The sequence below is a fragment of the uncultured Streptococcus sp. genome (assembly GCF_963456385.1).
GTDB lineage: Bacteria > Bacillota > Bacilli > Lactobacillales > Streptococcaceae > Streptococcus.
The window spans coordinates 58441-74054 of sequence record NZ_CAUOLF010000004.1 but is presented as its reverse complement, the minus strand read 5'-3'; the positions used below and the strand labels follow the sequence as shown (position 1 = coordinate 74054).

The window sequence follows — 15614 nt, the reverse complement described above, 5'->3', positions numbered from 1 at the left end:
GCGAAATTTGTTGCGATTTCACAGTAAACTTTTTATCTCTTCAAATTCTTGATTAATTTTTTCCTCCAACGTGTGACCATAAACCTCTACTAACATGGATATATCCTTGTGTCCAAGAATTTTAGCAATAACTCCAAGGTCAACTCCTTTATGCCATAAATAACTGCCATAAGTATGACGAGCCCCTTTAGTGGTAATGATTGGAAAAACCTCAAGCTCTATCAGCATAACTTTGATAGCTTTGTTTACTGTCGCTATATCTGGCACAGCATGAATATATCCATAATGTTGAAAAATTAGGTTATCTTTATTTACAATATTTAATGACTTATTTGCTTGAGTCTGTAGTTTTTTCAAACTATTTAACAAACCAAGCATATCTGGAGTGATAGGCACTACTCTTACTGAAGTTTTATTTTTAGGAGGAGTAAACTTATGTATTGATGTGTTATATCTACGATATGTTTTCATCTGTCCATTTATTTCATCAATATCATCCCAAGTCAAGGCAATCAACTCCGCAAATCTCATGCCCGTTTTAAACAAGAAATAAATGATATAAGGAACAATAGATGTCTCATAATCAAATTTTTCTCGTAAAAAGGTTAGTACTTTTTGATAGTCATATTCTGTATGCAGATACTTTTCATCTACTGCCTGTCCACTTTTTGTTGAAAACAGCTCTACATAAGCAGTAAAATCTTCAATAACAACTTTATCAGCGATAGCCATCTGAATACTTGCACGAATACTTGAATTAAGACGTCCTAAAAAATTTCTAGAAACCCTTTTACCATAGTCGTTCATCACTTTCTGATATTCACTTGGCTTAATTTTTGAAACAGGTGTATCTCCAAATAGTCTAACAATGATATTTTTCCTCATGATATATTTGGCTTTAGTAACATCACTCTTGCCACTCGGTAAAATTTTCAGAACCAACCACTCTTGATAGAGTTCTGGTAGTGTCATATTCGCCCTCAATACACTGCCCGTATTCAGCTTGTGTAACACCTTTTCAGCATCTATCTTTGCCTCTCGCTTCGTTTTGAAGCCACTTTTATATTGTAAACTTCGATTCCCTTCCCTGATTGTATAAGCCCATAATCTTTTCTTTCCACGTTGGCTATATCCAATATAAGCCATTTTATAGCTCCATTCCCAGCAGTTCAGCTACGACTGATTTAGGAACTACCATTAATCGTTTTCGAGAATAGAATTTATAGCCACGAGCAACTAGTATTTCTCTAGCTTGATGAATAATGGCGTTAGCTGTCGATGGTCTATACCCCATAGCTATCAAATCTTTATTTGAAACTGTATTTTCAGACATACTGACACTTCCTTTCTACTTTACAATTCCCCAAGAATCAGAACTATTCTGCTCTCTAATATATTGCTCTATGTCTTTTTCGTCATTATCAGTCAGTTTTGATAAACCTTCTTTTAGTAGTCCTTGAATATAGGATTCAGCTTCCTCGACATCATAGGCTTGATACTTTGCTATATACACTTTTGCCAACGTTTTAGCTACTTGTTTCTCCGTCCAAACCTCCGATTGCCGCAGTGTGGGTTTAGTCCTTACAACGCTCAAAACTGTCTGATTTTCGGTTTTTAGATAATCTATCCACCACTTGACCTTTTTTCTTCTCCAACGGTTGCTATCTACCTCATTAGGACGGATAAAACGATAATGACCGTTGATAGCCTCAAAATAGATAGATGATAAAGGACGCTTTAGAAACAACTGCTCCGCAATAATATTGGCTTTTTCCTGCCAACATCTCAGTTCTGCACGAATCCAAGACGGAGATTCTACAACCTCTTGCTTGCCAAGTTGTTCCATACGTTTATTATATATACACCATTGCTGATTGCCTCTTGAACCTATAGCAACGGTTTCTCCAACTCGCTCTCCATTTTCCAAGATAGATTTTTCATGATACTCAAAATGTTTTGCCTTTGATATACATAACCCTTTTTTACAGTAGTCATATATCCTCTGAACATCTAAGCTACCATCAAATATATCATGGGCAATATCTATTCGAGTAAAATTCACAGTGTACTGATATAAACGACATATCAAAGCAATCCAATTATTTTCATTACCGTCTAAAAATTCTTCATATTGGCGACAACTCTGTCCCTTTAATTCGATAAATACTCCCATTGAAAGCCTATCTTCGTTAAAGTAAACATTAATTTCTGAGCAGGAATAATGTCGCTGATACTTATTGATTCCCCAGTTATTTAACGTGAAAGCTTCTAAAGGAATTAAAAGAATTTCAGTCAAAACTCTTTCTGGAGGAATATTTTTCACAGTCACTGCAAAGTAATCAATTCTGACTGTATTCATAGGACTATGCTCCTAAAAGTTTAATATCCTCACATACCAACTTAACGCCTGCCCAGTTGCTTCTTGCCATGTTCCAAGCCAATCGAACTTTAGGTTGAATCAATTCAACAGGAACGTTCAACAAAGACTCATTCTGAGCAAGTTTAGAGATTTTATCTAAATTTCCAACAATCTCTAAGTTTATAGCTTTTAAATCATCAGTAGAAATTCCCATTTCAGTTAGAACTTTCACTTTGTCAGCGTCTAGAACAGTACAAGTAATTTTACTTACTTCATCAGTCTTCACATTTTCGCCGTTGACTTCTTTGTATTTGTTGTTCACCCTAACTGACAAAATCACTACTTTCTTAGGAATATCAAATTGTGACATTTCAAGGTCAAGTAACCCAATTTTAATATTTACATCTGTCATATTGTAAACCATATTTTTCTCCTTTAAATCCGTATCCTACATGAAAATACCTCTCAGCCTTACTCTCCCAAGGGTTTGCGGCCATTTAGTGCAACTAACAAGCCGTAACCCCTTACGTACCAAGGGTTTAGAGTACATTTCACGTATGTGTGCGCCCCCTATTAGTACTGGGGGAATTCTCTGACCTCCTGCTAAAGCAGTCGGTGGGCTCTTTCTCCCTAGCGAAAAGAGGAACGCTCCGCTCGATTCTGCCCCCTGGGCAATCGTCCCTATTTAGCTAGGGAGAAAGACCATCATTGTTTCTCATACTCCAATAAAAATCGCAAGCCTTATCAAAATATTTCTCAAAATCTAGTTCATCAGACTTGAATGGAGTTTCAACATATTTAGGAGTAGCAATAACTCTGTCAATTTGAACATACCCTGTTCCAATATCACAAGTCTTGTAATCAATATCTTGACTTGAAAACATCATGCGACACGAATCTGAATCAGCAGTAGTCGAACCTAATAAGAGTGCTGTGCCAAAGTTTTGTCTCATATACGTCGGAATGAAGTCACTTGAGGCTCTCTGCAGACCTACTATAACTTCGATAGAGGCTTGGCGAGATTTTACTAATAGACTTCCAAGGTTCGACATTGCCTCTTGATAGGCTTGTTTCCCTTCTTTAGTCGTTTCTGCCTCTGTTTTAAAAGCAATCCCCTCATCAAGCACAATAGCAAGAGGATAGTTCCCCTTGACATCAGCCCAAGATAAAACTTTCCCTTTAGCAATATAGGTATCTGGGTTATCTGCCATAACCTGAAAGCGTCTATTCATTTCCTCAACAGCCTCTCTTAAAGCACCAGCAATTTGAAAGGGAGAATTATAAACTACTTTATAGCCTAACCTATCCTCTAACTTTTTACCAACAACCCAAGAGAGTTCTCCCTTTTTGGGGTCTAGTAACCTAATTTCAGACCCTAAATGCAAGTATTGAGCCACAAGGTTTTCTATCATCACCGTTTTTCCCGACTTCGTCGAACCTGCCAAAAGGACGTGAGGCGGGGAACCGAATTGCCATCCTACTTTCTCGGAAATTGTCAATTTTGCAGTTTGAAGGGTATCTTCCCAAGTTAATCTCTTTTCAGCAGATTTAGGGAAAATATACATCACGGAATTAGTGTATTCAATCATCTCTTCTAACTCTAAAGATACAGAACTAGAGAGAAGAGAGCCGAGTTGATTCGCTTTAGAATCATACTTACTCCCGTATTTCATACAAGCAACTCGAATATCTTCTGTATTCTCTTGATACTGAAGGCTAATATGGTTCATGATTTTTTCTTTACCGTTGACTACTTTACTTTCAAAGAAGCCATTAGAGACCACCATATAGTTTAAAGCGTATTCGATACCATTAAAATACTTTTTTTGCCTCTTCCTCCAAAATCTAAAGACAACTATAGTAATTCCTAAAAAGATAGTCGCAACAAACACATTGGCGAAGTTTGTTTGAAAATTAGCTATAATACTAATCGTAAGTATTCCAAAAATAGCATAGAAATAAATAGAAACCATTTTACTATATCTAAAGGGGAGATATAGTCTTGGCTTAAGAGTTCTTACCTTTTGCTTATTCCACAAGAAGGAAAAGTGATTTAGCACATTCATATAAAGCCCTCGCTTACTCATTTGAACGCTCTTTGTCAATGAATAGCATAATCAGTGCAGGCAACTGAACAGCCACTACAACTACTGACAATAATACTGCCGCTTTGGCGGACAACATCGGAGTGTATGCTTGGAAATTGATGCCATCAGCTGTGAAGCCAGCTAAGACTGAAATAATAGAAAGTAGCACAAATGTACTCGTTTGCCAAAAGTAATTTCTCATTTTTTATGTTCTCCATTTCTTTTTAATAATGAATGTAGGGGAGAAAAATTCTCCCTTACAGTTTTAAGATTCACTTACAGACGTGTAAAACGAATTATTTCTATACCCTTGATAAACAGGTTCATTCATCAAAGAAAGTCGAGTTCTATCAGAAACACGATGTTTCTGTCGATTAAGAATAAGAATATTTTCTGCGAACTTCTTCAAAGTCGGTTCATAGATTACATCAATATCTGACAACTCTTCCTTGAGGAACTCTCTAGATTCATCGTCTAAAATAAAGCTTACGGATTCGTCCGAATTAAAGCTTTGTACACGCTTAATCCCATTGCTAGTCGGCATTTCCATATTTTCTTTGTCAAAAATTTCTTTAAAAGTTTTCATGTTTTCTCCATTTCTCTATCTTATTGTTGCAGTTAAAGTCAATATTCTTAATAAGTATTGGCGAAGCTCGTACTCTCATTTTTTTCCCTCTTAGGTGGTTTATTTATCCCGTAAAACATTTTGTTTTAGCGAGGTATTCACACCTCGCTTTAATGTTAATAATACTATAAATCATTATTACTTGATATTGATAGAAATTGAGCTTTAAGACACAGTCTTACGCAGAAAGCCCGATGAATACGCTTAGCTTGAAAGACTTCTAAGAAGTAATTTTGCAGTTCAGAAAGCAAGGTTAGCACGTCTTCCTCTAACATGAATGATGTCTGATAGTCCCAATCGCTCTGCTCTGTTGAAGAAAACTTCAAGCTTGTTTCTTTCAATTGTATCCAATCAATACTATCTTTTTTAGGAACGAATTGTCGAACAGCTTGACTAACTAAGCTTGAATAGCTGACCTCGTATCCTAACTTACTGTAAATATCTTTTTGGAGTTTATCTAAAATTATTTTAGATTCAGACGATAATCGCATTCTTATATTCTCTTTTTCCACATTAGCCTCCTTTTACGTGGTTTATTTATCCCGTTATTGATTTAAGTATAGCACAATAATGATAATAACGCAAGCCAAATACAAATTTTTTTGCAGCCCATTATGCTATACATTCTAATATATTTGAAAGTACTAAATCTGTTGCGAATTTGTTGCGTTTTATAAAATACTATAAGTTTTATAAAACTTTAAACGTCCTTAAAATACTTTTATATCAACACTTTGCAGTAAATGAAAACTCAGATTATAGCTGCAGGGGGCATCTAAAAAAACCAAAAGAGGATTCCTTAGTCTGGAATCCTCTTTTGGTTAAAACACTTCAAAAATTGAGTTATTCAAAAACATAATCTTAATATTATCTTCATTAACTGATTTTTTAAAATTATATTTAAATTCTTCATCAATATCATTCGAAACTACTATTAGACATTTAGTTGCAACTTTTCCAGTATCTCTATAATACTTTTCAGCATAATTATTTAAGATTTGTAACTTATTATCAAGTTTTGACTTGTCAATGTACTTAAAAATGCTAATTTCAAATATAATATCTTTTCGATTTGGATTTTTACTAACAGCAAGAATATCCATTACATAATCAAAATTTGGTTTTAGATTTGTAAATACATCATAGTCATCGACTAATATTTTTCTTAGTAAAACTGTTACTTTTTCTTCAATTTCTAGATAACTATTATTATATTTTGAATATATATCATTTATTATTTCAGGATTCAAATTATACTTTTTTATATCTTCTATATTAGCTATAAAACTAGAAAAATCATCTATTTTGCTAAATATCTTATTATCACTTTCTGAATCTAGTAAGTCGCGTGTTATATCTTCTCTCGATACTTCCCCACTGTCAAATTTTGAAACAAAATCAGAATTTGATAGATGTCTAATAGTTGCTTTTCCAGTATAATTAATAAATTCTAATATCATTTGAGGATAAAATGAATTATTAAGAGTTTTATCTATCCAATCTCCCTTCTTCTCATCATCACTTACAATAACGAAATTACTTTTATCTGATTCTTTTGCGTAGTCTAATGTTTCCAACCATAAAAATATATCTCCATATTTAGCTGGAATTATTTTCCCGTTCCAAATTCTATTCCCCTTTGACAAATCTTCCTCGGATATTCCAGGGAATTGTTTTTCTTTTATTCTTATTTCTATTTTTTCAGTATATTTTTTTAGTTTTTCCTCACTATATTCGTCTCCAACTATAATTTGATTGCTCTCTATCATATTATTTATTATTCGCAAATGTTCTTTTATTTGAGGTATGTAATTGTCAAAAAACTTGAAATTTTCAAGTTGTGTTTTTTTCCATTCATCAATATTTTCATCTAATATCTTATTTACCGATTTTAAACTATTAACAAAGTGTTTATTTTGCTTTAATTTAGATAATATTTTATCTTTTTCATCTTGTAATAACTCTTTACCTAGACTATTGTCACTTTTTAAAATTTTTTTCTTAAAAATACTATCTATCTTATCTTCAATATCTTTATCCTCAAGACGTATACTACGGTTATCATCTAATTCCGTTAGCATTGCTTTTGTTTGCTTTAAAAATCCTTCTGTCTGAAAAATAACTCTTTGGAAATTATGTAAAAATTCTATCCATACAATAAAGGGTAAAAATATATTATTGATATTCTTTTTTAAAGCATTAATATAGTTTTTTGAATAATTTGGAGACTTTAAAGAATTTATTAAAAAATTTGTATCTAAAATATATATTATATCATCCTCATCAATTTTATCGTTTAGTATATTTGTTAAAAGATTTTTACTCATCATTCATCCCTCTTAAACTTCTAAATGATTTTTGAATACATTCCAATAAAAGTAGTGTAACTAAAATTTATCATTATAAGTAGTGTTCTCGCTGCAATTATTTTGATTATTCCTTTACTTTATTATACCTTATATTAGTACTCAACAGCACATTATAATATATATTTAATCCCGCTTTTTTCAACTCAATCATCTCCTTAAATTCAAAGTAGATTTTCAACAAAAAATCCCCTTCTTTTAGGCACAAAAAGGAGGGGGCATCGCATAGAAAAAACTACGAGAGAAGGCTGAAGCAAAATATGTTTGACGAAAACCTGATAAAGATGGTCACACACCGAGCATATTCCTAAGGATGTCTTATAATTTTTTTGATTTAGGAATTAAGAAAGATTATATATCAAGTTTTGATATGCCTCACGCTTGCATATCCAAGCGGCTTTCCCCGTAGTTTTGAGCAACTAATTTGTTCTAGGAAACATCTTAGTTGCTTTTTATTTTAAAACAACTATATTACGGAACATCACAGTCTTGATTAACAAAAGGATACAAGATAGTGACTGATTGTAAAAAACATTCTTAATTCTTAATTCTTCTTTCTAAAAAGCGACCACTGCTAATTCGGAGTTGGAATAAAAAATCTCTGTCCCTTAAGGGAACAGAGATGAAATAAGTTACTTCTTCGAACGGAAGACAATGAAGCCTACCAAGCCTACTAGAGCTACTCCAGCAGCAATCATGATCCAGCTAGCATTCTCACCCGCTTTAGGGAGAACTTTCTTGGTTCCAACATTAGAGGCATTTCCTCCGCCAGTACCATCGTCTGATTCGATGATCACAACAGTGCTTCCTGTAGTGCTGCTTGAGCTAGAAGTCGTGCTACTGCTGCTTGAGCTACTTGAACTAGAGCTGCTCTTAGAGCTATTGTCCGAGCTAGGTTTCGGCGGTTGCGGAACTCCTGGAACTGGTGTATTGGTAATGTTCATACCATCAACAGTAGCTGTATAGCCATAAACACGGTCTTCAGTAACTGAGTAGACAATATCTTTTCCATCTTCACCAGTCGCTGGCAAGTCAGTGAACTCATACTTCCACTCACCCTTATCATTCGGACCAACTTCTTTATGATCGACTTCAACACCGTTAGCATAGAGACGAACGGTAATCTTGTCTGGACGTTTGCCATCTTTATCGTTGTCATCATTCCAAGTCTTGGTACCTGAAGCGGTAACCAATGCCTTACGGTTGGTAAAGTCTTTATAAATAATACCAGAACCATAATTTTTGAGCTGAGCCGCATTGACCTGAATCTCTTCATCTGACAGTTGGTAACCTTCTGGTGCCTTGGTTTCCTTAATCAGATAATGCTCCTTAATCAAGTTGCTGAAAGAAGCAATCCCGTTAGCATCACTGGTTGCTTTTTGAACAATTGTCACACCATCTTCATCGTACAATGTGAATTCAGCACCTGCTAAGGCTTTACCAGCTTCATCTTTCTTAGTCACCTGCACACCATAGACATCCCCATGTGCATAGCCGTTCGCACGTTGGTAGCGGACAGCAACTGATGATTTTTGCTCTTCAATATTATCTGCTCGCATAATTGCTTCGTTCGGGAAGACTGTTCCATCAGCCGGAACTGTAGGGAAGTTAACACGATAGCGAACATAGAAGCCTTCATTGGCACCGATATGCCCCATGTTAATGGTAAAGGAACGCTTGTCAGCAGCAAGATTAATCGTATAATTTGCTGTCACATCCTCGCGTTGCTGACTTAGTCGATAAGAGTTATCAGCTGGGTCAACAACCCATGAACCTTTAAGAATTTGGAAGCTGTTAAGATCAATTTCTCCGGTATTAAAGCCCAGAGTATCTGAAATAACAACATTATCCAGTTCTTGATTTTGTTGGTTGATATTCAGGCTGTAAGTAATACTCTTGATATTATCCGCATTATTCCAGCCGTATTTTATGAAAGTATAAGGAGTTGCTTGGCCAGGAAGACCTTTGTAGTCAATTTTTCCATATTCGACAATCTTCTTGCCAACGATAAGTTTCAGAGGAATAGAGCCTTTATCTCTGGCTACTGTATGATCAACGCGAGCCAAGAGATGAACTTTCCCTTCAATATGAGAGCGAGTCAGGACATAGTCTGTATAAGTCAGTGTAAGCTGCTTAGAGCTTGCATCAACAACAGCTGTCGCTACGAGATTTCCGTCATCATCTTTGACTTCAAAATCAGCTCCCTCCAAGGCAAACTCAGCAGGAAGTCCAATAGTCGTAGTATCTCCCGGCTGAACCTTACCATAATTGAAGGCAAAGTTTGCGTCAATTTGAAATTTTTCCCAAGGGGAAAGGCCGTCAGTCAGTTCTTCACCCTTCTGATTGTAGACATTGATTGATGTGATAACATCATCTACCGTGTTAGCTCTGGCAGATTGACTGCTAGAAAACAGGCTAAAGAGGAGCACAAAGGCTACTGAGAAAAAGCGCGCAATAGTATGAGATATTTTTTTCATAAATAATCCCTCCATTTTTCCTTTTTTCCTTTTTACTGAACATGTAAAAAACATTAAGATTTCTTTACATTTCCAATTTACTACATATATTAGACTAGCATACGATTGACCATAAGTCAACTAATTACCTTAACCGGTTCCGGTTTGGTACACAGGTTGTAAACCAGTTTATTTCTCCAAAAACCTTGTCATATAAGAATTGAAAACAGTTTCCTCCGTTATCTCCTTGTATTTTCTTGAAACAAAAATGTAATATTTGGCTGCATAATAAATGAACAAATATGAATTATATGACCATAAATATTCATATATATAAATTTGTTTTTAAAGATAAGCATAATTATTAATGCTTGCTACATAACTAGTCACAATAAAAAAACTGAACAAATATGCTCAGTTTTCTAATTGATAAATATAAGACAAAGATTATATCTAATTTATACGAGTATATAATCCCGTTATTTTTCTACATCATTCCGCCCATCATGCCTGGATCCATAGCTGGAGCTGGGCTAGCTGGTTCTGGTTGATTAGCCACCACTGCTTCGGTTGTCAAGATAAGACTGGCAACAGAAGCGGCATTTTGCAAGGCTGAACGGGTCACCTTAACTGGGTCAATGATTCCAGCCTCAATCATGTTAACCCATTCTCCAGTCGCGGCATTGAAGCCTGTACCAGCTTCAGAGTTTTTCAGACGGTCAATGACGATTGAGCCTTCAAAGCCTGCATTCAGAGCGATTTGACGAACAGGCTCTTCCAAGGCGCGAAGAACGATGTTGCGACCAGTCGCTTCATCCCCTGCCAACTCAAGACCTGCGACAGCGTCCAGTACGTTGATATAGGCCGTACCACCACCGGAAACGATTCCTTCTTCTACCGCTGCACGAGTTGCATTAAGGGCATCTTCAATGCGGAGTTTCATTTCTTTGAGTTCTGTTTCTGTGGCAGCTCCGACCTTAATCACAGCTACACCACCGGACAATTTAGCCAGACGTTCTTGCAGTTTTTCACGGTCAAACTCAGAAGTGCTGCTTTCAATCTGTGACTTAATGACTGCCACACGGTTAGCAATGGCTTCAGGATTGCCAGAACCTTCCACAATCACAGTGCTGTCTTTGTCAACCGTGACTTTAGAAGCTTGTCCAAGCGCTTCAATCGTAGCATCCTTGAGCTCTAAGCCAAGATCATCTGTAATCACTGTACCGCCTGTCAAGATAGCGATGTCTTCCAACATAGCCTTACGACGATCACCAAAGCCTGGTGCCTTGACAGCTACGACATTAAAGGTTCCGCGAATCTTATTAAGAACCAGAGTTGGCAGAGCTTCTCCGTCCACATCATCCGCCACAATCAAAAGCGGACGGTTGGTCTTCAAGATATTTTCCAATAATGGCAGAATCTCTTGAATGTTAGAAATTTTCTTGTCAGTAATCAGGATGTAAGGATTGTCCAGTTCGGCTACCATTTTTTCATTATCGGTTACCATATACTGAGACAAGTAGCCGCGGTCAAACTGCATCCCCTCAACTACATCCAGCTCAGTTTCCATCCCTTTGGACTCTTCGATAGTAATAACGCCGTCATTTCCAACTTTTTCCATAGCTTCAGAGATGTACTCGCCGACTTTCTCGCTGCGAGAAGAAACGGCAGCAACCTGAGCAATAGCTTCCTTGTTGGAAACTGGCACTGAGTTAGATTTCAGGGCTTCAACAGCTGTCGCAACGGCTGCTTCAATCCCGCGGCGGATACCGATTGGATTAGCACCAGCTGTAACATTTTTAATCCCTTCACGGACGATAGCCTGAGTCAAAACAGTTGCTGTTGTTGTTCCGTCACCAGCGATATCGTTGGTTTTTGAAGCTACTTCTGACACCAGCTTAGCGCCCATGTTTTCAAAATGGTCTTCTAGTTCGATTTCCTTGGCAATGGTTACACCGTCATTGGTGATAAGGGGTGAGCCAAAGGATTTTTCCAAAACGACATTGCGGCCTTTAGGACCCAAAGTCACCTTGACAGTATTTGCTAAGATGTCAACACCACGAACCATACTGCTTCTTGCATCTGCTGAAAATTTAATATCTTTTGCCATTTTATTATTCCTCTCTTCTAATCTTACTCGACAACTGCTAGAATATTGGCTTCACTGACTAAGAGATAAGCTTCATCTCCGTCCTTGACTTCCACGCCTGCGTGATTTTCTACGAGAACCTTGTCTCCTTCCTTGACACTCAGGGATACCAGCTCACCGTTCAAAGTACGAATACCTTGTCCGACTGCTACAACTTCAGCTGTCTTAGTCGCTGCTTGGCCGTTGCTTGCAATGACAAATCCGCCAACTTTCTGCTCTTTTTCTTCTACTTTTAAGACCACACGGTCTCCTAATGGTTTTAACATAGTTTTCCTCCAAAGATTGAATTTTTAGCACTCTAAACTATTGAGTGCTAATCTATAGTTATTATTTTATCACTTGGTCAGAAATAGTCAAGAAAAAAACCGGCTAGATGACAGAAAAATTTTATTTTTTCTTCACTGCCTCCTAAAGTCAAAGAAAAAAACAAGTCCGAGCTAAAATCCTCTCAGACTTGTCTTTAGGGGGAGAAATGTCTATCTTGCAAGTTTTAGTTTTGCTTCAAAATCATCAATCACTTTTTGCAGATTTAAGCGTCCTCTATAGATGCCATAGCCAAACAAAAGCATGGCTAAGATACCAAGTAAAGCTAGGACGATTCCTGCAATCAGTGCTAGGAGATTGGTCTCATGAAAGAGATAAATCAGAACAAGACCGATGCTGGCAATGGCAAAGAAGAGACTGAACCAGCGTCCTAGATTTTCAATCATATGCTTCTGGTAGTGAATTTCTGTTTCATAGCCTTGAATCAATTCTTGTTCTGTCATGATCTTCTCCTTTTAATATTTCAATCCTGGGTTGAAGAAACCAACTAATACACCAACAAAAGCAACTACAACTAGGATGAGCATAACTTTGATTGGAGAAAAGTTTTTCTTCGCCATCAGCCACCAACAGAAGACGATAAAGAGTGCTGTCAAGAGACCAGGGTAGACACCATCTAACTGATCTTGCATGACCAAAAATGCTTTACCAGATGAATCTTTCAATTGGAAAGCCGTTTTTACTGGAACCCAAGTAGCAGCAACTGCTCCGATAACCATACCACCAACGATAGATACTGATTTACGGATAGCCTGTCCTTGAGGACCTACCAAAAATTCAACTGCCTTATCACCTAATTCATAACCTTTGAAATAGGCAAATTTCATACCTGCATAGGCAAGTAAATTCCATACTACAATGTAGAAGATTGCACCTAGAGGTGAACCGCCATTAGAGAGTCCTAGGGCAATCCCTAGAATAATCGGAATCAAAGTACCAACAATAAGGGAATCACCAATACCTGCAACCGGTCCCATAAGACCAGCCCGCAGTCCATTTATAGTTTCATCATCAACTCCATCAGCACCATTGGCACGTGCTTCTTCAAGACCAGCTGTAATCCCAACAATCAAAGCTCCCAGCTGAGGTTCTGTATTAAAGAAAGCAGTATATGTTTGCATAGCCTTTGCCTGCTCTTCTTTATCCTTATAAAGCTCCTCCACCACTGGCAACATAGAAGCTAAATAACCAAAGGTCTGCATGTGTTCTTGTGAAAAACAGGTTAGATTCCCATAGTACCAATGATGGAAAGATTTGCCTAAAGTTTTTCTCGTTAATTTCACCATCTTAAATATCCTCCTCATCATCGTCTTCAATAAAATCTGCATTTGGTCCTGCAGTAGCTTGCGCTCTTATATTTTTAGCCATTTGAATTTCATAAAACAGAACAGCGAAAATCAGAGAAACAACAGCACAAGAAACAAGATTCAGACCCAGAGAAGCTGCCAATGTAAAACCGACAAAGAAAGGAATGAAATCAACAGCTTTTTCAACAATTTGTTTTAAAAGGATAGCGATTCCGACACATGGAAGCAGTGAGCCAACTGTAAAGAGAGTTTTCATAGGAATTCCATCCAAAGGTAGAGCTGATTTCAAAGTTGTTACAGCCTCAGCACCTAGTTTACACATGATGAGTGTAGGCAGGAATGAAAAAACCAAGTGTGAAATCCAAGGGAAACCCCAATCGACTACATATAGCTTTTTAAAATCCTTTTTTTCTACTGCTTTCCAACCAATATGCTGCCAAAGCAGATTCATAGTTGCTGTACCATAGAAGAGTACTGTACCAACTGTTCCTACCAGAGTTCCCATTGATTTTGCAAGGTTTGCTGCATCAGCAGAATCTAAAGTTAAACCTTGTGTCTTAATGGCAACCATAGCAAGTGGAATCCCGATGTAAGAAACAGCTCGCACATCAGCAGAGACAGTACCACCAGGAGTGACCAAAGCGATGTAAACCAATTGCATAGCAACTCCACAAACAATACCGAGTTTAATATCACCTAAGATAAGACCAGATATTAAACCTCCAACTAAGGGACGTCCTAATGTATAGTTACCAATAGATGTACCACCCAAACCAGGCATAGATGACAGACATGCAAATAATCCCAGTAAAGCGGCTTGCAGCCAAGAAATTGTCATAATAGACTCTCCTTTTCATTATTGTAATTAAAAACCAAATTTAGATTTGAAATCGCTCCAGTAACCGATGGAAACATCTGGCAAGAGCTGGAATTTGACTTTGTAGCCTGCTTTTTCAATCGCCTCAATCGCTTCTGCCTCTTCCTGGGTGATGGACTGGTTATTTCCCAGCTTAACAGCTCCCGGACGGTCATTAGCAGGACCGACGATGATTTCCTTAACATCCCCAGGTACAAAACCTTGGTCCACTAGGATTTCTTTCATGTCTACAGGATTTTTCGTAATGAGGAAATAGCGACTGTCTGACTCTGTGACCTTGCCTGATTTTTCCTTGAAGGCTTCCTTGGTCCAAACAAAAGTCTTCTTATCAGAAGCTCCCTTGTAGGCCTGAATCAAAACCTTGTTTCCTGCCGCAGCATTATTAACTGCAATCAGGCCATCACAAGGGTATTCCTTAGCCCAGCGAGTGACTGTTTGACCGTGGATCATGCGGTCGTCAATCCGTACAAATGATACTGTCATCTTTAAAATCTCCTTTTATATTTTAGAATGTATGGCGGAAGTACTAAATGTCGTCTTCATCTTCGTCAGCTGCATCACTTACGACTTCAAATTCCTGCAAAGCAGCTGTAGCCTCGGAAAGGATAGCCTGAGCCAGCTCTTTTCCGTCCAAGATGTCTTTCATAACCAAGCCAGTCAGTCCCATGGTCAGGTTCAAACCGCCCAAGATAACTGCTGAGTCAAGCTTACCCATGTCAGCTAAGACGCTAGCTGCTGTCGTCAGAGGACTGCCTCCTACAATATCAGCCAGAACTAAGACACTGTCATCAGCGCTTAAGCCAGCCAAGGCCTGAGTAAAATCAACTGCAAAATCATCAACTGACTTGCCCTCCTGAAGACCGACTGCAATCACCTGATCCGTCTTGTCTCCGGCAAACATCTTCAAGGAACTCTGCACGCCTGCAGCCAGTCCCCCATGGCTGACCAGTACAAGGTATTTCATCTTTCCTGCCTCCTTTATCCTTCAACTTCTTAGCCAAGTCAGGCTTTAGATGACGAAGGATTTATTGATGATTTTATTGTACAGAATATGGAACCGGTTT

17 protein-coding genes are annotated in these 15614 nt (G+C 37.5%); all 17 read right to left on the bottom strand.

Annotated elements, in window-relative coordinates; translation table 11 throughout:
* Positions 1 to 18: 18 nt before the first annotated feature.
* Entirely contained in the window at positions 19 to 1146 is a 1128-nt protein-coding gene (locus tag RP262_RS02700) for a site-specific integrase (RefSeq protein WP_311154214.1), read from the bottom strand.
* Between the two features lies 1 nt (position 1147).
* On the bottom strand, positions 1148 to 1333 hold the full coding sequence (locus RP262_RS02695) for a DUF3173 domain-containing protein (RefSeq protein WP_311154213.1): 186 nt from the start codon (positions 1331 to 1333) through the stop codon (positions 1148 to 1150).
* A 15-nt stretch (positions 1334 to 1348) separates the two neighbouring features.
* Positions 1349 to 2359 (bottom strand): replication initiation factor domain-containing protein, encoded by a 1011-nt coding sequence (locus RP262_RS02690; protein WP_311154212.1) that lies wholly within the window; start codon positions 2357 to 2359, stop codon positions 1349 to 1351.
* Positions 2360 to 2363: 4 nt separating this feature from the next.
* Complete coding sequence (locus RP262_RS02685) at positions 2364 to 2783, bottom strand: hypothetical protein (protein ID WP_311154211.1); 420 nt, start codon at positions 2781 to 2783, stop codon at positions 2364 to 2366.
* A gap of 265 nt (positions 2784 to 3048) precedes the next feature.
* Positions 3049 to 4446, bottom strand: coding sequence for an FtsK/SpoIIIE domain-containing protein (locus tag RP262_RS02680; protein WP_311154210.1), 1398 nt, complete (start codon positions 4444 to 4446; stop codon positions 3049 to 3051).
* Positions 4439 to 4648, bottom strand: coding sequence for a hypothetical protein (locus tag RP262_RS02675; RefSeq protein WP_311154209.1), 210 nt, complete (start codon positions 4646 to 4648; stop codon positions 4439 to 4441). The genes RP262_RS02680 and RP262_RS02675 overlap by 8 nt, the downstream gene beginning before the upstream one ends.
* 63 nt (positions 4649 to 4711) lie before the next feature.
* Positions 4712 to 5032 (bottom strand): hypothetical protein, encoded by a 321-nt coding sequence (locus RP262_RS02670; protein ID WP_311154208.1) that lies wholly within the window; start codon positions 5030 to 5032, stop codon positions 4712 to 4714.
* Between the two features lie 164 nt (positions 5033 to 5196).
* Complete coding sequence (locus RP262_RS02665; RefSeq protein ID WP_311154207.1) at positions 5197 to 5583, bottom strand: hypothetical protein; 387 nt, start codon at positions 5581 to 5583, stop codon at positions 5197 to 5199.
* A gap of 309 nt (positions 5584 to 5892) precedes the next feature.
* Positions 5893 to 7401, bottom strand: a complete 1509-nt coding sequence (locus RP262_RS02660) for a PIN-like domain-containing protein (protein ID WP_311154206.1) — start codon at positions 7399 to 7401, stop codon at positions 5893 to 5895.
* 668 nt (positions 7402 to 8069) lie between these two features.
* On the bottom strand, positions 8070 to 9914 hold the full coding sequence (locus tag RP262_RS02655) for a Cna B-type domain-containing protein (protein ID WP_311154205.1): 1845 nt from the start codon (positions 9912 to 9914) through the stop codon (positions 8070 to 8072).
* A gap of 466 nt (positions 9915 to 10380) precedes the next feature.
* Positions 10381 to 12003: a chaperonin GroEL gene (gene groL / locus RP262_RS02650; RefSeq protein WP_002928978.1), complete on the bottom strand. Its 1623-nt coding sequence runs from the start codon at positions 12001 to 12003 to the stop codon at positions 10381 to 10383.
* A gap of 23 nt (positions 12004 to 12026) precedes the next feature.
* On the bottom strand, positions 12027 to 12308 hold the full coding sequence (gene groES, locus RP262_RS02645) for a co-chaperone GroES (protein WP_311154204.1): 282 nt from the start codon (positions 12306 to 12308) through the stop codon (positions 12027 to 12029).
* A gap of 210 nt (positions 12309 to 12518) precedes the next feature.
* Complete coding sequence (locus RP262_RS02640) at positions 12519 to 12809, bottom strand: hypothetical protein (protein WP_002901670.1); 291 nt, start codon at positions 12807 to 12809, stop codon at positions 12519 to 12521.
* 12 nt (positions 12810 to 12821) lie between these two features.
* On the bottom strand, positions 12822 to 13652 hold the full coding sequence (locus RP262_RS02635; RefSeq protein ID WP_002923061.1) for a PTS system mannose/fructose/sorbose family transporter subunit IID: 831 nt from the start codon (positions 13650 to 13652) through the stop codon (positions 12822 to 12824).
* Between the two features lies 1 nt (position 13653).
* On the bottom strand, positions 13654 to 14511 hold the full coding sequence (locus RP262_RS02630; RefSeq protein ID WP_002927051.1) for a PTS sugar transporter subunit IIC: 858 nt from the start codon (positions 14509 to 14511) through the stop codon (positions 13654 to 13656).
* Positions 14512 to 14538: 27 nt separating this feature from the next.
* Positions 14539 to 15033: a PTS sugar transporter subunit IIB gene (locus tag RP262_RS02625; RefSeq protein ID WP_002896729.1), complete on the bottom strand. Its 495-nt coding sequence runs from the start codon at positions 15031 to 15033 to the stop codon at positions 14539 to 14541.
* 43 nt (positions 15034 to 15076) lie between these two features.
* Positions 15077 to 15514 carry a PTS sugar transporter subunit IIA gene (locus RP262_RS02620; protein ID WP_002896730.1) on the bottom strand — a complete coding sequence of 146 codons (438 nt, stop codon included), beginning with the start codon at positions 15512 to 15514 and terminating at the stop codon, positions 15077 to 15079.
* Positions 15515 to 15614: the final 100 nt, after the last annotated feature.